General features: G+C 40.5%; 22 protein-coding genes. 10 read left to right on the top strand and 12 right to left on the bottom strand.

Features of this window, described 5'->3' with window-relative positions:
- Positions 1–131: 131 nt before the first annotated feature.
- The 3 genes from HWQ42_RS17625 to cobU all read right to left on the bottom strand — a co-directional run bounded on the left by HWQ42_RS17625 (position 132) and on the right by cobU (position 2,385).
- Positions 132–1,091: a ribonuclease Z gene (locus HWQ42_RS17625; RefSeq protein ID WP_292814432.1), complete on the bottom strand. Its 960-nt coding sequence runs from the start codon at positions 1,089–1,091 to the stop codon at positions 132–134.
- A 246-nt stretch (positions 1,092–1,337) separates the two neighbouring features.
- Positions 1,338–1,757: a hypothetical protein gene (locus HWQ42_RS17630; protein ID WP_292814435.1), complete on the bottom strand. Its 420-nt coding sequence runs from the start codon at positions 1,755–1,757 to the stop codon at positions 1,338–1,340.
- A gap of 52 nt (positions 1,758–1,809) precedes the next feature.
- Positions 1,810–2,385, bottom strand: a complete 576-nt coding sequence (gene cobU / locus HWQ42_RS17635) for a bifunctional adenosylcobinamide kinase/adenosylcobinamide-phosphate guanylyltransferase (protein WP_292814436.1) — start codon at positions 2,383–2,385, stop codon at positions 1,810–1,812.
- 395 nt (positions 2,386–2,780) lie between these two features.
- On the opposite strand from cobU, the gene HWQ42_RS17640 reads away from it, so the two are divergent.
- From HWQ42_RS17640 to HWQ42_RS17670, 7 genes are all read left to right on the top strand, one after another.
- Complete coding sequence (locus HWQ42_RS17640; protein WP_292814439.1) at positions 2,781–3,608, top strand: hypothetical protein; 828 nt, start codon at positions 2,781–2,783, stop codon at positions 3,606–3,608.
- 199 nt (positions 3,609–3,807) lie between these two features.
- Complete coding sequence (locus HWQ42_RS17645; RefSeq protein WP_292814441.1) at positions 3,808–4,740, top strand: glycosyltransferase family 2 protein; 933 nt, start codon at positions 3,808–3,810, stop codon at positions 4,738–4,740.
- A gap of 24 nt (positions 4,741–4,764) precedes the next feature.
- A complete protein-coding gene (locus HWQ42_RS17650) occupies positions 4,765–5,721 on the top strand; it encodes a glycosyltransferase family 2 protein (protein WP_292814443.1) in 957 nt (318 codons plus the stop codon).
- Between the two features lie 88 nt (positions 5,722–5,809).
- On the top strand, positions 5,810–6,391 hold the full coding sequence (gene hpsU / locus HWQ42_RS17655) for a hormogonium polysaccharide biosynthesis acetyltransferase HpsU (RefSeq protein ID WP_292736683.1): 582 nt from the start codon (positions 5,810–5,812) through the stop codon (positions 6,389–6,391).
- Positions 6,392–6,525: 134 nt separating this feature from the next.
- Positions 6,526–6,729 carry a hypothetical protein gene (locus tag HWQ42_RS17660; RefSeq protein WP_292814446.1) on the top strand — a complete coding sequence of 68 codons (204 nt, stop codon included), beginning with the start codon at positions 6,526–6,528 and terminating at the stop codon, positions 6,727–6,729.
- Entirely contained in the window at positions 6,726–9,122 is a 2,397-nt protein-coding gene (locus HWQ42_RS17665) for a response regulator (protein WP_292814449.1), read from the top strand. Before HWQ42_RS17660 ends, HWQ42_RS17665 begins: the two co-directional genes overlap by 4 nt.
- Before the next feature lie 111 nt (positions 9,123–9,233).
- Positions 9,234–9,710 carry a hypothetical protein gene (locus HWQ42_RS17670; RefSeq protein WP_292814452.1) on the top strand — a complete coding sequence of 159 codons (477 nt, stop codon included), beginning with the start codon at positions 9,234–9,236 and terminating at the stop codon, positions 9,708–9,710.
- Between the two features lie 57 nt (positions 9,711–9,767).
- Here HWQ42_RS17670 and HWQ42_RS17675 read toward each other — a convergent pair whose 3' ends face one another.
- The 3 genes from HWQ42_RS17675 to HWQ42_RS17685 are packed head-to-tail and all read right to left on the bottom strand — an operon-like array spanning position 9,768 to position 12,012.
- A complete protein-coding gene (locus HWQ42_RS17675) occupies positions 9,768–10,166 on the bottom strand; it encodes a nuclear transport factor 2 family protein (protein ID WP_292814455.1) in 399 nt (132 codons plus the stop codon).
- A 38-nt stretch (positions 10,167–10,204) separates the two neighbouring features.
- The gene (locus HWQ42_RS17680; protein ID WP_292814457.1) at positions 10,205–11,212 is read right to left on the bottom strand and encodes a zinc-binding dehydrogenase; all 1,008 of its coding nucleotides are present in this window, start codon (positions 11,210–11,212) and stop codon (positions 10,205–10,207) included.
- 2 nt (positions 11,213–11,214) lie between these two features.
- Positions 11,215–12,012, bottom strand: a complete 798-nt coding sequence (locus tag HWQ42_RS17685; RefSeq protein ID WP_292814479.1) for an aspartyl/asparaginyl beta-hydroxylase domain-containing protein — start codon at positions 12,010–12,012, stop codon at positions 11,215–11,217.
- A gap of 218 nt (positions 12,013–12,230) precedes the next feature.
- On the opposite strand from HWQ42_RS17685, the gene HWQ42_RS17690 reads away from it, so the two are divergent.
- Positions 12,231–13,703 carry an amidohydrolase family protein gene (locus tag HWQ42_RS17690; protein ID WP_292814460.1) on the top strand — a complete coding sequence of 491 codons (1,473 nt, stop codon included), beginning with the start codon at positions 12,231–12,233 and terminating at the stop codon, positions 13,701–13,703.
- Positions 13,704–13,855: 152 nt separating this feature from the next.
- Entirely contained in the window at positions 13,856–14,308 is a 453-nt protein-coding gene (locus tag HWQ42_RS17695; RefSeq protein WP_292814463.1) for a RidA family protein, read from the top strand.
- A gap of 73 nt (positions 14,309–14,381) precedes the next feature.
- Here HWQ42_RS17695 and HWQ42_RS17700 read toward each other — a convergent pair whose 3' ends face one another.
- The 6 genes from HWQ42_RS17700 to HWQ42_RS17725 form a co-directional block, all read right to left on the bottom strand.
- Positions 14,382–15,206, bottom strand: coding sequence for an alpha/beta hydrolase (locus HWQ42_RS17700; RefSeq protein ID WP_292814465.1), 825 nt, complete (start codon positions 15,204–15,206; stop codon positions 14,382–14,384).
- Between the two features lie 80 nt (positions 15,207–15,286).
- Positions 15,287–15,586 carry a protealysin inhibitor emfourin gene (locus tag HWQ42_RS17705; RefSeq protein ID WP_099100009.1) on the bottom strand — a complete coding sequence of 100 codons (300 nt, stop codon included), beginning with the start codon at positions 15,584–15,586 and terminating at the stop codon, positions 15,287–15,289.
- Positions 15,587–15,752: 166 nt separating this feature from the next.
- Entirely contained in the window at positions 15,753–16,832 is a 1,080-nt protein-coding gene (locus HWQ42_RS17710) for a M4 family metallopeptidase (RefSeq protein WP_292814470.1), read from the bottom strand.
- A gap of 412 nt (positions 16,833–17,244) precedes the next feature.
- Positions 17,245–17,961: a trans-aconitate 2-methyltransferase gene (locus HWQ42_RS17715; protein WP_292814482.1), complete on the bottom strand. Its 717-nt coding sequence runs from the start codon at positions 17,959–17,961 to the stop codon at positions 17,245–17,247.
- Between the two features lie 222 nt (positions 17,962–18,183).
- On the bottom strand, positions 18,184–19,182 hold the full coding sequence (locus HWQ42_RS17720; RefSeq protein ID WP_292814473.1) for a nodulation protein NodZ: 999 nt from the start codon (positions 19,180–19,182) through the stop codon (positions 18,184–18,186).
- A 241-nt stretch (positions 19,183–19,423) separates the two neighbouring features.
- Positions 19,424–21,694 carry a bifunctional (p)ppGpp synthetase/guanosine-3',5'-bis(diphosphate) 3'-pyrophosphohydrolase gene (locus HWQ42_RS17725; protein ID WP_292814476.1) on the bottom strand — a complete coding sequence of 757 codons (2,271 nt, stop codon included), beginning with the start codon at positions 21,692–21,694 and terminating at the stop codon, positions 19,424–19,426.
- Positions 21,695–22,019: 325 nt separating this feature from the next.
- Between HWQ42_RS17725 and patD the strand changes: the two genes are divergently transcribed.
- The gene (gene patD / locus HWQ42_RS17730) at positions 22,020–22,373 is read left to right on the top strand and encodes a heterocyst frequency control protein PatD (RefSeq protein WP_292728752.1); all 354 of its coding nucleotides are present in this window, start codon (positions 22,020–22,022) and stop codon (positions 22,371–22,373) included.
- The last annotated feature ends 138 nt before the right edge of the window (positions 22,374–22,511 follow it).

Genomic DNA, 22,511 nt, shown 5'->3' on the forward strand with positions numbered 1-22,511 from the left:
CAAAGCTACTGTTTATTTGCTTGATATTATGATGGGACTATTAAAATCTAAGATAGAGCCTGGTTAATTTTAGATTTTAGATTAGAAGCGTTCAATAGGAAATCTAAAATCTAAAATCTAAAATCCAAAATTTAAACGCTTACCTTGGTTAACTCTACTTCCCGCCGTCTGGGTACTTCATGAATCATAAAATCGTAAGCCATATCAGTACGGGGAAAAATAGCACGAGCTTCTTTGAGCAGATCCTTCAACTCCAAAGTATTTCCGGGAGCATAGCGGGGACTGAAATGACTCATAATCAGTCGATGCGCCCCAGCAGCTAAGGCTGTTTGCGCTGCCATTGTTGTTGTGGAATGCAACCGCTGGAAAGCCAAATCTGCATCTTGATGGGCAAAGGTTGCTTCGTGAATTAATACATCGACATCATGAGCTAATTCCACTGCACCATCACAATAAATTGTGTCTGTACAATAGGCAATCTTTCGACCAATTTCTGTAGGGCCGCACAAGTGGGTGCCATCAATCACCCGTCCGTCTGCAAGGGTAACTGTTTCACCACGCTTGAGTTGACCGTAAACCCGACCAGGAGGAATTTGCAACGCCTTGGCTTTTTCCACATCAAAGCGTCCGGCTCGGTCTTTTTCGGCTATGCGGTAGCCAAAAGCTGTAATCCGATGATGCAAATTACCGCAACTAACGGTGAAGTCATCGTCTTCATAAATTACCCCTGGACGGACGGCGTGAACTTTGATTGGGTAAGAAAAGTGGGTGTAGGAATAACGTGAGGCAGATTGAATGTAATCATTTAATCCAGGTGGGCCATAGATATCAATTCGTTCTACATTGCCAGCCAAGCCGCAAGTAGCAAGAAGTCCCATCAAGCCAAAGATATGGTCGCCGTGCATGTGGGTGATAAAAATTCGGGAGAGTTGACTGATTTTCAGTTCACTCCGCATAATTTGATGCTGAGTACCTTCGCCACAGTCGAATAACCATAGCTCTGCCCTTTGGGGTAATCTCAGAGCGACACTGGAAACATTGCGCGATCGCGTGGGTACACCGGAACTCGTCCCTAAGAATGTTATCTGCACAGTGTTCTTTAGTCTTCCTATTGCTCAATTTGCAGCTCTATTTTCTATAGTGGCACGGTTAATGAGTAAAATATTTAGGATTTTGGGGATTGGGCATAGTTAATAACTAATAGTTATTTTCCACTAGCTAGTACAGGCATATAAAAATTCTGTAGTAAGACTCAAGGGCACTACAGGAGAAATTAAAATAATCAAATAATTAGAAAATTAGAAAAAAGTTCTCAGATTTCCAAATTGGTTGTTTGTTTATGTAATATTCTTTACAAGCCGATCGCAAATTATTTTGAGTTGGTCTTGAGTTTTAATTGGCTCTCGCGGTGCTGGCAATTCAGTATTTGGCCAGTTAGGTAAATCATTGCACGGACATAACAACGCGGGCATTCCGACGTTTCGCTTGGCTACTGGCATACTGCAACAGCCACAAGGCAGCATATCCCATGCTGGTGTCAACAATTCAGCAATGGTTTCGGATGTACCCTCCAGGTAACAATCACCCGATTCCGGTGAAATAATTTTTTGCCAGCACTCTTCAAATTCTTCACTATAGCGATCGCCATCTAGCACCGATTGGAGCAAAAAGCTTGCCTCACCGTTGCCCGTAATTACTTTCTTACCCAACTGAAACCAGTAGGCAAGGTATCCTCTAACTTCTTGTTTGGTTGCCATAATACAATTTTAGATTTTAGATTTTGGATTTGGGATTAATTTGAATCAAGAGTTAAGAATCTTGACTTCTGAATGTTCCAGCATCTCCTTTATTTGGCAATGGCGAACCAAGGATACTGAGATTGAGGACATGACCACCAGTCACTAAATAAACAGTTTCGCTAAGTGTTCCTAGCTGGCGTACTAAAGAACCCAGGCGATCGCGGAACGCCCTTCCAAGGGGATAAGCTGGTATCACACCCCAACCCACCTCTTCTGCTACGAACAGGATATCAGCAGCAACCAGTTCCACCGTCTCCAAAAACTCTGCAAGGGTATTTTCCCACCTAGATTCGTCCTGTTCTAGGAGATTAGCAACCCAAGTTCCTAAAGAATCAACTAAAAGACAGGTATAGGGTTTGGCATCAGCAAGGGTAGCAGACAGTTCCACAGGTACAGATAAAGTTACCCAGTCTTGGGGACGACGTTGTTGGTGTTCTAAAATACGTTGATGCCACTCTTGGTCATCTGGGTTATCGGTGGCTGTTGCTACATAAACAACTGCTTTTCCTGACTGCATGGCTAAAGTTTCTGCCCATTCACTTTTACCAGATCGTGCTGGCCCTGTTACTAAGATGATTTTACCCAAAGTTTTTTACTGAGTATTTTAACTTGAGAGGCAGGAGGCAGGAGGCAGAAGGAATATTGCCGTTGCCTCCTGCGGTTATTCTCGCAAGTGAGCTTGCGGTTTATAATCCTCCACCAAAATCTACGATTTCGTGGCTTGGAATTAGATGGGGTTGAGAGCAACAGATAAATTCCAACTTCTAATCATCCTGCCTCCTGCGTCCTCCACATACCCACGGTTACAATTTATCACCACATTTTTTTACTTCATTGGTGAGATTTTTTGTTTCAAATAACTTTTAAGGGATAAAATTAGCACCAACATCATTAGATGCTACAACTGGCAAAAGCCAAAAATCCCAACTACCCCACTCTTAATTATTCAATACTGGGGTCAGCAAACTTTAGGATCTCTTTATGAACGCAGGCTTAAAACGCATTGAAGCAACTCTACACGATTTAGGCAATCGCGGCACTGCCTCTACTGCCGAAACAACTGATTCGACAACAAAACGGCCTTTCTCTTTTAGAATCAGCGTCGGAGCTAACGAACCTACAGAAAGTACACAAATTCCATCCTCTCAGGATGGGGAAGTAAAGTCACAAGGACAAACAATTGACTTGAGTGTAAATACTGAGAGTGATTATCCTTCTGACCAAAATTTCTTTCCTCACCATGAATCTGTGCAGACCTTTCAAGCAGAAGAGAATGGTAACAGAACACCCAGCCTACCCAAGTTGAAAACTCCGACCTTTAGTAGCCATCGACACGGTGCTAATCCAGCATTAGCGATGAATCTCTTGCAAGAAATTCAGGAAACTGTGGCCGGTTGGCAAACAGAATTGCAAAATATTTTGAAGCAGATTCAGGATATTTACTTAGAAGGGCCAATTGTCAATGGCTGGTTAGAATCCAATCCCACCGAACCAGAACCAGGAGGAACTGCGACACTGCGTCATGCAGAAGTTGACCGCCTGATGAACTACGTAGAAGAAATTTGCGCTACTGGTGGAAAAGTATCTTATCAATCATCTATTACTGGCTATCGCCTCTGTGGTGTAGACGATACTGGTAAAGTTTGGTCACGTCCATGTCCACCGGATCAGGTGCCCAATGTTAGTATGGCGATCGCTCGTTACCAAAAGTTACGTCAACTGTTAGGGCGCAAGCAATCTTTGGAAACCCGCCTTAGTCAACTGGCGCAAACTCTTGTAGTTTTACACAGTCATATTCAACAAACGTAAAGTTTTAAAGATTATTTCCGAAGAAACTCGGTTGGTAGGTCGGTAACTTTTGGTTTAGATTAACTCTCAGCAGTTATGCGTTGGATTTAGATTTTAATCTAAAATCGTTCGACTGAGCGTAGCCGTACCCCTCCGGGAAAGCAAGCTACGTGTAGCGTTCCGAAGGAAAGTCCCAAATCTCAAATCCAAAATTCAATCTATGCCAGACATCCAAATCTCTGCCATTATCTGTACTCACAATCGAGATACCTATTTAGGGGCTGCAATTGATAGTCTTTTAGAGCAGGATTTTGCTGCTGACTTTGAAATTGTGGTAGTTGATAACGGCTCTAGCGATCGCACTCGTGAAGTTGTAGAACAAAGAAGCCACAATCCGCGCCTGAAGTATATTTTTGAACCCACCATTGGTTTATCTGTCGCCCGTAACACGGGTGCAAAGGTAGCCAGTGGTGATATTCTTGCTTATCTAGATGACGATGCCGTTGCCAGTCAGGGCTGGCTACAAGTTTTATATTCTGCCTATTACAATAATTCTAAGCTAGTGATCGCAGGTGGCAAAGTCACTCTCCTGTGGCCTCCAGGAATTCAACAACCACGGTGGCTATCTCCGGGACTAGCTGCAAATCTGGGTGCATACGACTTAGGTGACAGTAACATCTACATTGAGCAACCTGGCTCAACACCCAGAGGCTTAAATTACTCTATCCGCCGTAGTTTCCTAGAAGAAATTGGCGGTTTCGATCCTCATCTCGGTAGAGTGGGGAAAAATTTATTATCTAACGAAGAACTGCAAATGACCGAATTCGCCCTACAGCGTGGTTGGCAAGTTGCTTATCTTCCCGAAGCACTCGTCGCTCACAATGTAGCCCCAGAGCGCCTCCAACGCTCTTGGTTTTTAAACCGAGGCTGGTGGCAGGGTATCAGTGAATGCTATCGAGAACAACTCGCTGGTAAAGCTGGGATCGCTCAATTGCAGAGAGGTAGCGAACGGTTTGTGCGAGGCTTGTATAAAGCATTACAATATTTCTCAGATCCAGCAGAACGATTTGACAAACTGGTGTATGCTTACGGTCAGATTGGTTACTTAAATGCTGCTATTCAGGGTCTTTTATCTACATCAAATAAGAAATAAACAGTAACATAATTTCTACTCAATATGTCATCTAAAATACCAGTTTCAGTACTAATTCCGGCAAAAAACGAACAAGCTAACTTGCCTGCTTGCCTTGCTAGCCTCAGCAGAGCAGATGAAATATTTGTAGTAGATTCTCAAAGTACCGACAACAGCATTGAAATTGCTAAAAGTCACGGTGTAAATGTCGTGCAATTCAATTTCAATGGACGCTGGCCCAAAAAGAAAAACTGGTCTTTAGATAATCTACCTTTTCGTAATGAATGGGTGCTAATTGTAGATTGTGATGAGCGCATCACCCCGGAACTTTGGGAAGAAATTGACCAAGCAATTCAAAATGATGAATATACAGGTTATTATCTCAACCGTCGCGTATTTTTCTTAGGAAAATGGATTCGTTATGGTGGTAAATATCCTGATTGGAATCTACGTTTATTTCAACATAAAAAAGGTCGCTACGAAAATCTAAATACAGAAGATATTCCTAATACTGGTGATAACGAAGTTCACGAACACGTTATTTTGCAAGGGAAAGTTGGGTATCTCAAAAATGATATGCTTCACGAGGACTTCCGCGACCTTTACCACTGGTTAGAACGCCACAACCGCTATTCAAACTGGGAAGCCAGTGTTTATTTTAATATTCTTGCAGGTAAAGATGATAGCGGTACTATCGGCGCTAATCTATTTGGCGATGCCGTGCAACGCAAACGATTTCTGAAAAAAGTTTGGGTACGGCTACCATTTAAACCGATGTTGCGGTTTATTTTGTTTTATATAATTCAACGCGGTTTTTTAGATGGCAAAGCAGGATATATATATGGGCGATTGCTGAGTCAATATGAATATCAAATTGGCGTTAAACTTTACGAATTACGCAACTGCGGTGGTCACTTAAATACTGCAACTACCCCGGATAAAGGAGCAGAGGAGCAGGGGAGCAGAGAAGCAGAGGGAAAACTATTGACCATTGACTCTTAAATATACCAATTTTAGATTTTGAATTTTGAATTTTGGATTAAAGGAAAAATTTAAAATCTAAAATCTAAAATCTAAAATCTAGAATTAAATGACTAATGACCAACCTTTCGTAGATTTACGTAAATATGACCAATCTTGGTTTGACCGGGGGCGTCCAGGTTGGTATGTTTTATTATGGTGGTTTGTACAAGCGATCGCCTTTCCCCTCACTCCTCAACCGTTAAATATTCTGCGTTGTGCTTTGCTACGATTATTTGGCGCTCGTATCGGCAAAGGTGTATTAATTCGACCCACAGCCCGATTCACCTACCCCTGGAAAGTCACCATTGGTAACTACAGTTGGATTGGAGATAACGTAGTTTTATATAGCCTCGATCAAATCCATATCGGTGAACATTGCGTAATTTCCCAAAAAAGTTACCTGTGTACTGGTACTCACGATCTCCAAGATCCTGCTTTTGGGTTGAAAACAGCGAGTATCACCATTGAAAATGGTGCATGGGTAGCAGCAGATTGTTTTGTTGGGCCAGGAGTGCAAATCGGGGCTAATGCTGTGATTGGCGCTCGTAGTAGTGTTTTTACTAATATGCCTTCTGGGCAGGTTTGTTGGGGAAGCCCATGTCGTCCTAAAACAGCTCGGCTAAAACTCGATCCCTCCACAACCCCATGATTTATATAGATAAACGTAGTAAGGGCGTGCAGCTAGCTGTGCGCCCTTAACTATATTGATTTGTTTTTGGGAAGAGGATAAAAGTGCGACATAGTTTACTTTTAATTAAATCTTTTTAATTTCAAGTCCAAAATTTGTCAATATCTAAAAAAATTGGCAGAAAATATAATGTACCAAATCAACCAAGAGATAGTCGAAATAGCAAAGTTTTTTTGCCATTCCAACAAGTAGGTGATAAAGTACCATCTGCCACAGATGTTCATCAACTTGTCAAGGATTTTATTTTAAAGGCAAACAAATTCGATAATTTAAAAAAAATTAATAAGAGGCAAGCATGAATTTTAATAAAAATGAAAAGCCTGTTATTCTAATAGTCGATGATACTCCTGTTAATTTACAAGTATTATTTGATTTTTTAGAGTATTACAGTTTTCAAGTTTTAGTAGCTGAAGATGGTCAAAGTGCCGTTAGAATGGCAGCTTATGCTTCGCCTGATCTGATTTTACTAGATATATTAATGCCAGTAATCGACGGTTTTGAGACTTGTAGACTTTTAAAAAAAAATCCAGCCACTCAAGATATTCCCATAATATTTATAACTGCCATGAGTGACAAGGTAGATAAAGTCAAAGGCTTGAATCTTGGCGCAGTAGATTACATTACCAAACCTCTAGAATATCAAGAGGTTTTAGCTAGGGTAAATACCCATTTACGTTTACGAAACCTCACAAAAAAACTCACAGAGCAAAATCAACGTTTAGAGACCGAAATCTTGGAGCGCCTACGGATAGAGGAAAAACTACGATGTCATTCAGATGCATTAGATGAGTGGAACAATCGCTATCAAGCATTAATTCAAGCAAGTGGTCAGATTCTCTACGACTGGCACTTACATACCAATGAGATTAAATATGATGGCAATGTAGAGCGAATATTAGGTTACTCTATGCCTGAGATGTTTGGAGGTTTGAACCGCTGGCTAGAATTGGTTCATCCTGATGATCGAAACTTCTTTAACAAAGAGATTAACCGCATTTTATCCACAAAAGAGCGATTCCACCTTGAATTTCGTGTATGTCGTAAAGATGGCACTTACATCACAGTTGAGGATAACGGGTATATCTTTTTAGACTCTACAGGCAAAGTTGCTCGGATGGCAGGCTTTCTAATTGATATTACCGAACAGCAAGCTGCGCTGCGCCAACACAAAGATGCAGAACAGAAAATCCGTGAGCAAGCTGCTTTGCTTAACATCACCACAGACGCAATTATCGTTCAAAATTTGATTAACCAAATTCAATTTTGGAATAAAGGGGCTGAACATCTCTACGGTTGGATGGCAGAAGAAGTAGTGGACAAGAATGCCAATCAGCTTTTTTATCGAAAGCCAAGTTTTTACCAACTGAAAAACATCCAGGAGACTTTAGCTGAGAGTGGTTCGTGGCAAGGTGAGTTACATCAAGTCACAAAACAAGGTAAAGAAATCATCGTTGCTAGTCGCTGGACACTGGTAAACAATCATCAGGGGCAAGCCAAATCCATTCTGATTGTCAACTCCGACATTACAGAGAAAAAGCAACTCGAAGCGCAGTTTCTCCGGGCCCAGCGGATGGAGAGTCTTGGCACTCTAGCAAGTGGCATCGCCCACGACCTCAATAATGCACTGACACCCATGATGATGACAGTACAACTTTTAGAGCCAAAGCTGCCGGATGAAAACAGTCAGAAATGGCTAACAATTATGGAAACAAATATTAAACGCGCAGCAGATTTAGTTAAACAAGTGCTGTGGTTTTCACGCGGATCTGTAGGTAACTTTAAAACTTTACAGGTACGTAATTCAATTTTAGAAATTGAAAATATTGTTAAGCAAACATTTTCCAGAGCTATTGAAATCCACATTGATGTTCCCCAGAAAAACCTGTGGAATGTCTTTGGCGATGCGACTCAGTTACACCAAGTGCTGATGAACCTCTGCATTAATGCTCGTGATGCTATGCCTCATGGCGGTATCTTAAAGATTTCTGCCAAGAATTTTTGGGTTGATAGCCACTATGCCCGGATGAATATTGATGCTAAGGTGGGTTCTTATGTAATGATTACCGTGCGTGATACAGGCACAGGAATTAAAAGAGAAATAGTAGATAGAATTTTTGAGCCATTTTTCACAACAAAAGAAGTGGGTAAAGGTACAGGGCTTGGTCTTTCAACAGTCCTTGGCATTATCAAAAGCCACAGTGGTTTTGTGAATGTAGTTAGTGAAGTAGGCAAAGGTACAGAGTTTCAAGTTTGCTTACCCGTAACGCAGACAATCGAAGTAGATGTTAAGTTAGATAGAGATCAGAAATTACCAGCAGGGCATGGAGAATTAATTCTTGTTGTTGATGACGAAGCTTCAATTCGAGAGGTTACTCAAACCTGGTTAGAACAAAATGCCTATAAAGTTTTAGTGGCTAGTGATGGGATTGATGCGATCGCACTATATACAAAACATCAACAAGAAATTAGTGTAGTGTTGGTTGATATGATGATGCCATCTATGGATGGGCCAACAACGATCAATGTATTGAAAAAAATTAATCCAGACATCAAAATTATTGGTGTTAGTGGATTAGCATTCAATCATGAAATGATTAAAAACCTTGGTAATAGTGTCAAAACCCTTTTATCCAAGCCCTACACCTCAAGCGACTTGTTAATAAATTTACAGATGGTGATTAGCACAAAGTAAAGTTTGTCATCAGTCATTAGTCATTAGTGAATAACCAATACTCAATACCCAAGCAAAATGGTAAGTAGCAGTGGTAAGATGTTTTCATGGCTGCTCTAATCCTTGCTATTGATGAACAAACTATTGGATGAAACGCTGTCAATCAAAATTGCTGAACAGATAAACAGCAAAGCTAGCACTCCATTTGATAATGCTTATAAAGCAGCATTATCCACTGAGGGAGCAAGGTATATTCAGGGATTTTTAGCTTTTGCTGGGAAGCCATACAGACCGATTGAACACAGTTGGATTGAGCTAGACGACGCCTGCAATGTCCGCATTATCGATCCCACATTACCTTACCTGAACAAAAATCCCCAAGAAATCTGGTATTTTGCAGCACATAGTCTGACTGTTAAAAAACTGAAAGCCATCATTGAAGAATCAAAAGAAGATTATCCAGAAGATGATCCGTTGCCAATTTATGGCGATCCACCTTATGAATATTACGGTGATGTAATGTTGGGTGGTCAAGACTATCTGGCAGCATATCAAGCCGCAGAGGCTAAGTGCAGAGAAATCAACGAACTCAACCCTGAGAGTAACTAACAAAACTAAATTAAATAATTCATAATTCATAATTCTTAATTACGAATTACGAATTATTTAATACGATTTACCATCGCTGCCAAAGTATTCTCTATAGCCACAAATTTTGTCTTCACGCACGTCAAAAGAAACCGCTACCCGATTTCTGTAAGCCTGTCCGAATAAAAGACCCTCGTCCCGAAACTCAAAAACAGCAGTCGTTTCATTACTGGTAACACGGTCTAGACCAGTCAGCTTCAACCCAGGACTAAAGGATTCAGAAACGTACTCGAAAAATTCTCTAGCTCGCTCTTTTCCCACGTTTAAACCGTGGAATTTTGCCATTGGAAACCAAAGAGTAAAATCCTCTGTGAGCATATCTAATAAAGCTTCCCACTCTCCAGTTGCCATACCGTGTGTAAGATTATCAAATGCCTGCCGAGCAACTTTTAAAGTATTTTCTGAATCTTGTGTCATTTTTATCCTCGCCTGGATATAAACTAATACCGTGTTGCTTAAAATCTCACTACCACTTTGCCACAATTCTGACCACTGAGGAGATATTCTACAGCGTCGGGTATTGATTCTATGCCCTGAAACTGTGTTGGGTCAACAGCAACTTTAAGTTTGTTTGTGTAGAAGAGGTTTAAGAGGCGATCGCGTGCCTCTGCCATATATTCTTTATAATGAGGCATGAGAAAGCCTCTCACAGAAGCAGCTTTCCAAAATAGCTGGTGATAAAGGCGGGGTTGTGTAATTTGTTCTAAATTTTTTGCGTATTCGGAGATAAAACCAACTACAACTAAGCGTCCCCGCACTCCCAAGTTATCAACGCAGGTATCAAATACGGTTTTACCTACACAGTCGAAAATTAAATTAATGCCATTAGGGTATTCTTGCTTGAGGACTTGATTGAGGTTTTCTGTGCGATAGTTGATAATGCGATCGCACCCTAATTCTCTCAGTAATTTTGCCTTCGCCTCAGAACTACAAGTACCAATGACATGATTACCAGCTAATTTTGCCAACTGTACGGCAATATGACCGGTTCCCCCTGCCGCTGCTGTCACTAAAACCACTTCATTACTTTTCATTTCCCCTACTTGTTCCAATGCAACTAAAGCTGATACACCCGTGGGCATTAGTGTTAGTAACTCTGGTGTTGCTTCCCGTACCTTCACTGCTAAGTTTGCATTGATAACCTGATATTCTCGATAACCACCGCCACGTGCCGTAATTATGACAGCATCACCAATTTGAAAATCTTTGACATTTTCACCCATAGCGATAACTTTCCCCACAGCTTCCACACCCAAATCAAAGGGAGGAATTAAGTTAATATATGGAACGTCACCACGACAAAGCAAGGTGTCAAAGCCACCGTTAACGCCAGCAAATTTGTTTTGGATTACAAGTTCACTAGCAGCAGGTTTGGAAAGAGGAATTTCGACAATTTCAATCGCAGATTTAAAATCTTGATGAAGTTGCTTTGCTATTAACTTTCTGTAGGTTGTTACGTTCATTTCTAAATCAAGGCTTTATCCCACTCTAATTGATGAGCTAAACCATACTTGATAAAATCTTCTTCTTTAGCTTTATCGCTTTTACCAAAAACACCTAAACTGTAAGGATTATCTTGCATCCGTTGTGTGACTTGATCTTTCTCAAATTGGATCGCTTCCTCTCTAGGCTTATCCGGTTTAAAAAAGTCTACAACCAAAACTGTCCTATCATAATTGGTGTAATTATGCGGGCAGTGGGGATAGCTATGATCTAAAACTAGGAATTTTCCTTCATGCCAATAAAGTTGTTCGTGACATATTTTCATAGCCACATCTCCCTCTGGTACAATTAATCCTAAATAGCCACGATTTGTATGAGGGTTATAGTTTATATGCAGCTTGATATCCAAGCCTGGATGAAATGTACCATAATACACATTTCTGATGATATCATCCTCAATCAGGTTCACATCTTTTATCATATTGGCTAAATTCGGAAAATATTTCTCTCTTAATACAAGTGCTTTTTTTGATGCTTCATCTGACCCATAATCAGGATATTTTATTTGATGCGCCTGAATATATTTTTCAACAAACACACCTTGAAACAAGATACCAAAAGCACTGTATTTCGACTTTCCCTTAGTTTTAATGGTTTGGCTTTTCGGGCCAAGAACATCGTAAGTAAATTTTAACTCCTCATTAGAGGCATTATTAATAAAGGTTGTAAACTCATCTCTAATCACTTGCCAGTTATCTTGAAAACTTTTGAGAAAAGTAAACCCCTTTGCGTCTATATGATACTCATTAAAACTTTCCATTGTCTTTTCCCCTGAAGATAATTTCATAAAAAACCGTTATATAATAATGTGATTTAGGCTCCGCCCCGATTCGATCTTAGAATTCCTGACTAAACTTATTTTAGTCAAAACTGAAGCAAAATATCCTCAAACTCTCATTCCTCTGTGTCCTCTGCGCCTCTGCGGTTCCTTATTCCGTAATTCACTCGTGCGTAAGTCCTATTAGTGTGAGGTCTACTGTGTCTGTAACTCCCGTATTAGATCAAATTATCAAAAATGTGCGGGTAGTTCGTCCTCATCAGGATGTAATCGAACTACTTGACTTAGGCATTAAGGATGGAAAATTTGCTCAGATTGCCTCTAATATTAGCCCAGACACAGGCAAAGAGGTATTTGATGGCAAAAACCTGCTAGGCTTTCCTGGAGTCGTGGATGCCCACATGCACGTCGGTATCTATCAACCCCTCGACAAAGATGCTGTGACTGAAAGCAAAGCAGCCGCAATGGGAGGCGTGACTACCAGCCTAAATTACATCCGTACAGGGCAGTATTATCTTAACAAAGGCGGCTCCTACCGCGATTTTTTTCCAGAGGTTTTGGCGTTATCCGCAGGTAATTTTTTTGTAGATTACGCCTATCACATCGCACCTATAGCTAGCCAACATATCGACGAAATACCTCTATTGTTTGAAGAACACGGTGTATCTTCGTTTAAAATCTTCATGTTTTATGGCGGATATGGGTTGCATGGTTTATCAGACCAGCAAAACCTCTTTTTGATGATTAACAAAGAAGAAAGATACGACTTTGCTCATTTTGAATTTATTATGCGCGGTCTAACTCGCTTGATGGAAAAACATCCAGAAGCGCGAGATACTATCAGTTTGAGTTTGCACTGTGAAGTTGCAGAAATTCTCAATGCCTATACCAAAATAGTTGAAAACGATTCTAGTCTGAACGGATTACACGCTTACAGTGCAGCGCGTCCGCCTCATTCAGAAGGTTTAGCAATTTGTATTGCTTCTTATTTGGCTAATGAAACTAACTGTGCAAATATCAATTTGTTGCACCTAAGTTCGCGTAAAGCAATGGAAGCAGCTTTGACTATGCAAACTGCTTTTCCCCATATTAATTTTCGGCGAGAAGTTACTGTTGGACATTTGTTATTAGATGTGGATACTCCTAATGGTATTTGGGCAAAAGTTAACCCTCCTATCCGTCCTCGCGCTGATGTGGAATACTTGTGGCAAGCAGTATTAAACAATCAAGTAGATTGGATAGTTAGCGACCACGCTTGCTGTTCTGCTGAACAAAAAAGAAATGTTAAAGACCCGAATAATATTTGGTTAGCAAAGTCTGGTTTTGGCGGTACAGAATATTTACTTTCTGGTGTATTTAGTGAAGGTAGCAAGCGGGGAATGTCTTACAGCCAGATGGCTAAATTGCTATCTTGGAACCCATCGCGGCGCTTTGGGTTGTTAGAAAAAGGTGATATTGCTATTGGTTATGATGCTGACTTGGTGCTGTTAGACCCCAATGAAACCTTTGTGGTACGTGCTGCTGAGTCGGAGTCACAACAAGGTTATACACCATTTGAAGGTGTAGAGTTAACGGGACGAGTGAAAAGTACGTTTTTGCGGGGGAACATAATTTCCCATCAAGGACAGGTAATAGGTGCGCCTAGAGGACGTTATTTAAATTCTAAAATATAGAGAAATAAGAATGCATAAACTAAAAATAATTTCAAAGCAATTACTTTCTCATTTCTCTGCTAAAGTGACATTTTAAATTGATCTAAACTAGTGTTTATTTGCTAAACTGTATACTCGTTATTATTCAAACAAACATTATAAGGAAATTCGTGATGTCCACTCGCCAAGTGATTGTTCCCAAGGGAATGGAAATTTTATATGAAAAATTTCATTATTGCCCTGGTGTTAAAGTTGGTAATACTTTGTACATCTCTGGGCAGGTAGGCAGAGATGAAAATTTACAAATTGTTAAAGGCTTAGAAGCCCAGTTTGTTCAGGGTTTTGAAAACGTCAAAAAGGTTCTGGATGCAGGAGGAGCTACCTTTGATGATGTGGTAGAAATGATTACTTACCATGTCACTGGTACTGGCTTAGGGGAATTCCAAACTGAAGCAACTGCTTTTGATAAATCACTGTATATCATTCCGTTTTTACAATTGTTTATGCAAGTAAAAGACCGCTATTTTACTAATAACTATCCTACCTGGACTGGTATCGGCGTTACTGGTTTATCTACACCAGGATTGATAGTTGAGATTAAGTGTACAGCTGTTTTGTCTAAATAGAAGATTCATAGTGGGTGACAATCCAGAAACTAAAATAAATGTTCCACCAAAAAATACTAAGATATTACTGTCTTTAAAGATTCGCACTATCCAAAAATTCAAATACTGTTTTTGCAACTTTTTCTGGTATTTGGTTCATCATGCAAATAGTTCCGTTTGAAAACTCGACAACTTTACTATGAGGAAGAGCTTGAGAGAGAAAATATCTATCTTGTGCTAGTGCTAAACCCAATCGCTCAAATTCTTCCACATCATCAATTCCCCAAAGAATGAGAGCTGGACATTTAATTAAACTAAATCTTTCGGCAGCTTCAATGCAATAATTTCCCACAGCCCAAACTGCATACAATGGATAGCCAAAGCATTTTAAATCATCTAAAACCCATCGATGATTTAACTCAGCAGAACCTACATATCTTGCACGAGCCAACCATCTTTCCATCAAGTGCGAACCATCTTCTTTAATGACGAAACCTTCATCAAATCTCCTCATTAAATCGACTTTTCCAGCTTCACCAAAGCCAGCTACATTACATAAAATTAATTTATTAATACGTTCTGGGTAAGCTGCTGCTACTTCTCCAGAAACAAAAGCTCCCGTGTGGTTTCCCAGAATGTTTGTTTTTTCAAGACCTAACTCATCCAACAAAGCAATGACAGTTTTTGCGTAGTCAGCCACTGAATACAACTTTGGCGGTTTATCAGAATCTCCAAAACCCATAAAATCCATTGCTATCACGCAGTAATTTTGTGCCAGAATTGGCATTAATTCGCGGTATTCATCACTACTACGTGGGTTCATGTGTAGTAGTAAAAGAGGCTCTCCTTCGCCACCAATACGGTAAAGAATTTGTCCATCTTCAGTGTCTAAAAAAGCTCGTTTGATTGATTTATTCATTCATCACACCACAATGCATTTAGAATTTATTTTTGAATTTTGAATTGTTAAGTCAGCCTTAATTGAAGTTTTTCAGCAAATTACCTTTTTTGTGCCATTGTTTGCAACCATTCAATCAGGGGTCTTAAGGTTCCTGGCAATGCTGCTTCACTGACAGTCACTGTATGCTGCTTACCGTTATCTTCTACTGTTAATTTATATTGAAAGCGATCGCTCTGAGGATTTGGCGAAGTAATTAGTTCCGGTAGCCTAAATAAATCAGCAACTTCCACCAGTTGGGGAAGTGTGGCAGCTTCATGTGGTGGGAGAGTTTCTGTATCAACGGTTGTCTTCTTGCTAATTCCAGCAAAGCCGCCCGTGCGTTCAAATGATACCCGCATTTTTTGCTCTCCGTTGTGTTATTTAGTTGGAATACATACTAAGACTGGGAGATTATAGTTCTCACCTCCCAGTTTAACAACAACAAACAACAGATTAATCAGTCCTGAGTACTGAGTGGAAGGTATTGATTATTTATTCTTAACTCCTCACCCTTAACTCCTAACTTTAAATAACTCCTACCTTTTGCCAAGCATTTCGCACAGCTTTTTGCTCATTACTGTCATTACCGTAGAGTTCGCCAGCAACTTGAATGGTGACGTTGGCAGCTTTTTTAAAATCTGCTTTGGCACGCAAGCGATCGCGTAAAGCTATATACCATATTTTGCCAGCTTTTTCCCAAGCATACCCACCAATCTCAATAGCCGTTAGATAAAAGGCATGGTTAGGGATTCCTGAGTTGATATGCACCCCAGCGTTATCTTCATCACCAGTATATTTATCTTTAATATGGGCTGGTTGGGGATCTTTACCCAATACCGAATCATCGTATGCTGTTCCTGGTGCTTTCATTGAGCGGAGAGCAATACCTTTGACAGTCGGGACTAAAAGACCTTCGCCAATTAGCCAATCAGCCTCTTGTGCAGTCTGATTTTTGAACTTTTGTTTCACCAAGGAACCAAAGACATCAGAAAACGATTCATTTAGTGCCCCTGGTTCGCCATAATACTGTAAACCCGCTTCATACTGAGTTATCCCATGAGCTAACTCATGCCCAATCACATCAATTGACTTTGTGAAGCGCTGAAACATTTCTCCGTCGCCATCACCATAAACCATTTGGTCGCCGTTCCAAAAGGCATTGTCATATTTAACGCCATAATGCACGGTGGAGTCTAAACGTAGTCCTTTATCGTCAATAGAATTGCGATCGAATATTTCATGAAATAAGTCATAAGTAGCACCAGCACCATCGTAGGCCTCATTCACTGCTACATCACTGCTTGGTGGATCTCCTTCAGCACGCACCAATGTGCCAGGTAATTGCTGTCCATTTTTGGCATCGTAGATAGTGCGGCGCTTCTCACCCGGTGAAGGTGCAAAGGAGACAGTACCTATGACATCTCTGCGTCCGCGAAGTTGTGCTGAAACATTTAATGTATGAAAAGCCCAACTCCGCTGCTGAGGATTGCCATTTACCACGACATTTTCCAGCATGTGAGGTGGGATAATACAACAAATAGGGCATCTAGAGACAAGTGGATGCTCATACTTAAACCCGGCTGATTTCTTTTTATTTCGAGCCATCCAAGATATCTCCTTTTGAAACTAAGTGATGGCAAACAGTGGCTTTAACTCCACTCGATAAAAGAGCAGAAAAACGAATCCAAATTGCGTGTCCCTGGTTTTTTCTGAAGGAAATTTTCTACTCTGTATTTTCGGATAGGTCTGTAGAGGATTGATAGTATCCTCACAGGTACTTCTGATGTGGAAATATTGTATAAAAACACGAAACCAGCTTAATTAGCACATGTTTCAGCTAAAACCCTTGTGTGAGTTAGCAAGACCTCCTTTACAGACCTAATGCGTTTATATATTAGTTCTTATCAACAGAAATAATATTATTTATTGCTGTTTTGTTACTATCAAGTTGTTAATGCTATAAATGCCTATTGGAGACAGGCGAATCTTAAATCTAGGCATCCAAAACCTAAAATTTTCATAAACAGCCACCAAATACTGCCAGACCATAATATTTCCAAGGTACTGCAACTGTCTTAAATCCAGCTTTGCTCAACATTTGGCAATGAGTATCTAAGCTAGCTAACTGGTCTTGACTGGAGTAACCTTGAGTGCTGGTTGCGCCAAGCTTCGCACGAATCTCTGTCAAACTAATTCCCTGTTGAAGTGACCATTCCTCTCGTGCTGCCTTGTAAACTTCTGCTAAGGCTGGTGATTCTGGTAAAGTAGGGTCTGCATTCCAAAAACAGCCGTTTTGAGTGAGGCTAGCAGCAATTCGCTCAAATAACTTCAACTTCATCTCATCTTGGAGATGGTGAATTGCCAAAGATGAGACACAAGCATCAAATTTACTACCAATATCCAAGTTCTCTGGATTATTTGTCCAGTCGCCAAAATCTGCTTGTATACCAGTCCAGCGTTGTTGATATCCAGCTGCTGTGATTTTATCTTGGGCAAATTGCAACATTCTAGGTGAGTAATCTAGGGCAATTACTTGGGAATCTGGAAAGCGGTTGAGTATCTTGAGACTAAGTTCGCCTGTACCACAACCTAATTCTAAAATATGCCGACTTGTGGAAGGTAAACAACGGGCAATTACCTCTAACATCTCATCGTATCGCGGTAACAGCTGGCGAATACCAGTGTCAAAATCAGCAGTGTTGGCGAATACCTCTCCGGGAAATAATTGTTGCATAGGGATTGGAACTAATATATACACAAATCAATATTCCCAAGCAATTTTGGGGGCATCTTCTAAAATCAAGAATCCATTACACCTCAATCTATAACCACTATAGTCAAGTTGCTTTGCTCTAATTAAAAATTAAAAATTTAATCAGTGGGGCTTGTACCCAAAATTAATTAAAAATCATTATTCTTCTTAATTTTAATTTTTAACTTTTAATTAAAAAAAAGATCACGAAAGAACTGTTTTTTCTCTAATCCAAGCAATTAAGTTTTTGACTTTTCCTTTTAAACTGTATTGAGAAGTATCAATTGTATTAGCTTCTGGGATATCAGAAATCAACTTTGCGACTACACCAAAAGTAGAAGTTTGGTTGTATATTAAATAATTACATTTGCTTAATAAATAGATATCTATTAAGGCTTGAACACCATTTTCAAATCTATCTGGACATTCAGGATTCTGGTGTAAAGAAGAGCCTGACGCAGGATACCACTTATCTGTCACTAAAATATTAGTATATTTCTCTCTAAACAAATGCTCAACTTCGGGATTATCAGTAGCTAAAAATATCAAACTTTTAGGATGTTTTTCAAGAATCTTATCAACAAATTCTAAATAGAGATTTTTGGAAGTTTTTCTGTCGGTATATCTAACATGAACCCCGATTACTATGTCTTCAAAAGAACTATCTACAGTTTTTTTAATAATTGCCTCAATATTAGGTTGTAAACTCAGATGTTCTCTAATTATCTTTTTTAAAATAGTTTCATTACTTAGACTTTGGAGATAAGCGAAATCTCCTACAAAATGTCGTCTTAGCTTATAAGTCTCTGTTACATACGACCATCTAATCAAAATATCTTCACTATAATCTAGGCGGGACATGTTAGTAGTATATTTTGACCATATTTTCGGGTTGTTATATCGCAAATCATCTGGAGATTCGTATGATAGAAGTATCTCATTCACAGATTTGTCTAAGCTATTCTTCCAAACACTTGGATAGACAGATTGAGTAGAAGGTATTTCTGAAGCTTGAGTAACATCATGAAGATTAAAAAAGTCAGGAAAAACATTGCTGCGATTATTTGAGTAAACCTCATCGCTCCAATCAACAACTATCTTTCTATTAGTAAGTTGAGCATATAAAATACTGTCCAAGAGAGCGAGAAAACGATTTCCCATCCCTGCTTTGCCTTTGACTAATAAAAACTTCTCTGAAACCATTTTTAATTGCTCCTAACAATTTTAAACTCAAAAAATCGTTGACGAACCCGCCAAGGAAGATTTTATTCATATTTTCTAGATCGCCAGAATAATATCACTCATGATAGGTCAAATCAATAGTTGACGAACCTGCCAGGGAAGGTTTTATCTCTTTAGACGCAGTTTATAGCGGCCATATTGAGTTCCCAGACAGGCTGCTAGGTAAGCAAGATAAGATTTTTTGGGGATACTGATACCCCTGTTACTCGTCAATTTGACCGACGCGGCGGATATTCAAAATGTCGCTCATTTTCTTAATTTGGACGAAGACTTGCTCTAGTTGAGAGCGATCGCGTATATCTATTCCTAAGTCCATCAATGCAGGTTGACCAGTAGAGGTTTTTACCTGGGCATGACGGACGTTGATCCCTTGATCGCTTAACCGTGACAAAATATCCTTTAGCACCCCAACACGGTCAAGGGCTTCAATTTGAACATCTACTGGATACGTGTGCGGACGACCACTATTTTCGGCGGCTGGGTTCCACCTCACTGGTACTAAACGTTCATACTCCACAGTTTCCAGATTATGGCAGCCTTGGCGATGAATTGAAATCCCCCTACCTCGCGTTACCACACCAATAATTGGTTCGCCAGGAATCGGGGTACAACACCCAGCTAAATAATAGACCAAACCTTCCACCCCAAAAATTGGCGAATCAGTGGAACGTGAGGTACTTGGAGGTGCGTCTCGTAAAGCTTTTGATGTCGCTGGTTCTCTGGGGATAAATGGCGACACAATGGCAACTGGTTGTTGTCCCTTCGCTACTTCTCGCCAGCGATTTAGCACTAGGTTCAACGTAATTTCTCCGTAACCCAAACCAGCGAGTAAATCTTCCACGCTGTGGTAATTACACTTTTCAGCAACAATCTGCATCGCATCTGACTTCAGCAAACTATCAAAACCAGTTTTACCAAGTTCCTTTTCTAACAACTCCCGTCCACGGGCGACATTTTCTTCCCGGCGCGATCGCTTGTACCATTGTTTAATCCGATATTTTGCCGCCGAAGTTCTGACAAAGTTCAACCAATCCAAACTCGGATGGCAGTTCTTTTGGGTGAGAACCTCTACAATATCGCCATTTTGCAGCCGCGTTGACAGTGGCACCATTCGCCCATTCACCCGCGCCCCTGAACAGTGGTTTCCGACTTCTGTATGAATGCGATAAGCAAAATCTACAGTCGTAGCACCAGGACTTAAAGGAACAACATCCCCCTTAGGGGTGAAGACATAGACATCATCTTCAAATAGATTATCTTTGACGCTATCAAGATATTCTTGGGCATCCTTAAGATCGGTTTGCCATTCCAGCAGTTGCCGCAGCCAAGTAAACTTGTCATCTGTGCCTGTCAAATGGCTAATACTAGAACCACCTGTTTCTTTATACTTCCAATGGGCAGCAATCCCATACTCGGCGATATGATGCATTTCGATTGTCCGAATTTGCACCTCTAAAGGACGGCCAGTTAGTCCAATTACCCCAGTATGCAATGACTGGTAACGGTTAGGTTTTGGCAGCCCAATATAGTCCTTAAATCTCCCCGGAATTGGGCGAAAAGCATCATGAACCACCGCCAACGCTCGATAGCATTCCTCATTGGTTTGAACAATTATTCGCAGCGCTGCCAAATCGTAAATTTCATGAAATTCCTTTTGCTGGCGGTGCATTTTTTGGTAAATGCTATAAAGGTGCTTGGGGCGACCGCTGATTTCCTGAAAGTGGATTCCGGCTTGCTGCAAACGCTCTTGTAACATGTTCGTAGCTCTAGCCAATTTCTCTTCTCGCGCCGTCCGTTTTTCAGAAACATGCTCTTGCATTTGGCGGTAAGCTTCCGGTTCCAAATACTTAAAAGCCAAATCTTCCAGTTCCCATTTAATTCGCCAAATTCCCAAGCGATTGGCTAAAGGTGCGAAGATATCTCGCGTTTCCTGGGCACTGCGGCGGCGGCTGGCTTCTGACATATATTGTAAAGTTCGCATATTATGCAAACGATCTGCCAATTTGACCACAATTACCCGAATATCTTGCGCCATTGCCAAAAACATCCGCCGAAAATTTTCGGCTTGACTTTCGGTTTTGCTGGTGAAATTGATCTTAGAAAGCTTGGTGACGCCTTCAACCAATTGCCGCACTTCTGCGCCAAAGCGTTCTTCTATTTCTGGACTTGTAACTTCTGTATCTTCAACGACATCATGGAGAAATCCAGCTGCTATCATAGCAGCACTACCTCCCAAGTCACGCAGCAATTCAGCCACAGCAATGGGATGAGCAATGTATGGCTCTCCCGATTTGCGGTATTGGCCTTCATGCAGTTTGTAAGCAAATTCAAATGCCCGACCAATTAAGACGGCATCATTATGCCTTCGGTCATCTTCCGCTGCGCCGCTACTTGTCGATGACTCCTTCAAACATTTTTTCAACCATTCGGGAATGGCAAGGTCAACTGATGAATTTATCGCTATACTGCTCATACAATTTGGGTTTAGAGAGGATCGGTAGATAAGTGAATGATAAATAAAACTAGCAGCATCGCCCTGAAAAGATGCTGTTGCCCAAAGACGGGTGAAAAAAGCAGTGTAAGGATTTTTCCAATTGCAATAGCACAGCGTTAGATAGGCAGGAGCGTCTGGTAGTCATCCAGTTTGAGTTTCAAGGATCATTAAATGAAAGAAAATCCATTGATGGCAAACAAAGCCCCAAATCAAGATTTGAGGCTTCTAGTGCTGATAAGTCTTTAAGAAAGTTTATTGTAGAAGAAAAATTACTTGACATTAATACTATCTTAACTAGCACTGGATGTCTTTAAACCGTGAGAAATATCTGGCATTCGTAACTTTGTTAGAGCAATTACGCTCCGATGCCACAACTACCCAAATCGTTGCGCCAGAAATACGGCAGCGTGTAGCCACGTTGCAGCAATTTTTTGGGCAACAGATTGTGCCTTTGGCTGATGAAAACTGGCGAGTGCAGTCTTATCAAACCGAGATGAGCAAGCAATTGCGCCTGTTGGCAATAGATGTGATGTTTTTGCAAGGAGCGCGGCAAGCATCTACTGTACAAACGAGACTTCAAACGATTAGCGATCGCTTGACAACCCTCATTCAATACTGTGATGCTATTCTGCAACCAGAAGCGGAAGGAGAAAAATAACAATTGTTCACCTTTTTCTCTAATTCCTCCATCATCTCATTTATGACCTATAGTGGAAAGTTATTTTGCTAACAAGTTGAATGGGGCATTGGGCATTGGGCATTGGGCATTGGGCATTGGGCATTGGGCATTGGGCAT

It is taken from the genome of Nostoc sp. JL23 (genome assembly GCF_017115065.1).
In the GTDB taxonomy this organism is placed as follows: Bacteria; Cyanobacteriota; Cyanobacteriia; order Cyanobacteriales; family Nostocaceae; genus Nostoc; species Nostoc punctiforme_A.

Excerpts from the sequence above, each read along its gene's own strand:
- HWQ42_RS17630 (WP_292814435.1), bottom strand. The coding sequence starts at position 1,757 with ATGGCAACCAAACAAGAAGTTAGAGGATACCTTGCCTACTGGTTTCAG.
- HWQ42_RS17640 (WP_292814439.1), top strand. The coding sequence starts at position 2,781 with ATGAACGCAGGCTTAAAACGCATTGAAGCAACTCTACACGATTTAGGC.
- HWQ42_RS17645 (WP_292814441.1), top strand. The coding sequence starts at position 3,808 with ATGCCAGACATCCAAATCTCTGCCATTATCTGTACTCACAATCGAGAT.
- HWQ42_RS17650 (WP_292814443.1), top strand. The coding sequence starts at position 4,765 with ATGTCATCTAAAATACCAGTTTCAGTACTAATTCCGGCAAAAAACGAA.
- hpsU (WP_292736683.1), top strand. The coding sequence starts at position 5,810 with ATGACTAATGACCAACCTTTCGTAGATTTACGTAAATATGACCAATCT.
- HWQ42_RS17665 (WP_292814449.1), top strand. The coding sequence starts at position 6,726 with ATGAATTTTAATAAAAATGAAAAGCCTGTTATTCTAATAGTCGATGAT.
- HWQ42_RS17670 (WP_292814452.1), top strand. The coding sequence starts at position 9,234 with ATGAACAAACTATTGGATGAAACGCTGTCAATCAAAATTGCTGAACAG.
- HWQ42_RS17675 (WP_292814455.1), bottom strand. The coding sequence starts at position 10,166 with ATGACACAAGATTCAGAAAATACTTTAAAAGTTGCTCGGCAGGCATTT.
- HWQ42_RS17680 (WP_292814457.1), bottom strand. The coding sequence starts at position 11,212 with ATGAACGTAACAACCTACAGAAAGTTAATAGCAAAGCAACTTCATCAA.
- HWQ42_RS17685 (WP_292814479.1), bottom strand. The coding sequence starts at position 12,012 with ATGGAAAGTTTTAATGAGTATCATATAGACGCAAAGGGGTTTACTTTT.
- HWQ42_RS17695 (WP_292814463.1), top strand. The coding sequence starts at position 13,856 with ATGTCCACTCGCCAAGTGATTGTTCCCAAGGGAATGGAAATTTTATAT.
- HWQ42_RS17700 (WP_292814465.1), bottom strand. The coding sequence starts at position 15,206 with ATGAATAAATCAATCAAACGAGCTTTTTTAGACACTGAAGATGGACAA.
- HWQ42_RS17705 (WP_099100009.1), bottom strand. The coding sequence starts at position 15,586 with ATGCGGGTATCATTTGAACGCACGGGCGGCTTTGCTGGAATTAGCAAG.
- HWQ42_RS17710 (WP_292814470.1), bottom strand. The coding sequence starts at position 16,832 with ATGGCTCGAAATAAAAAGAAATCAGCCGGGTTTAAGTATGAGCATCCA.
- HWQ42_RS17715 (WP_292814482.1), bottom strand. The coding sequence starts at position 17,961 with ATGCAACAATTATTTCCCGGAGAGGTATTCGCCAACACTGCTGATTTT.
- HWQ42_RS17720 (WP_292814473.1), bottom strand. The coding sequence starts at position 19,182 with ATGGTTTCAGAGAAGTTTTTATTAGTCAAAGGCAAAGCAGGGATGGGA.
- HWQ42_RS17725 (WP_292814476.1), bottom strand. The coding sequence starts at position 21,694 with ATGAGCAGTATAGCGATAAATTCATCAGTTGACCTTGCCATTCCCGAA.
- patD (WP_292728752.1), top strand. The coding sequence starts at position 22,020 with ATGTCTTTAAACCGTGAGAAATATCTGGCATTCGTAACTTTGTTAGAG.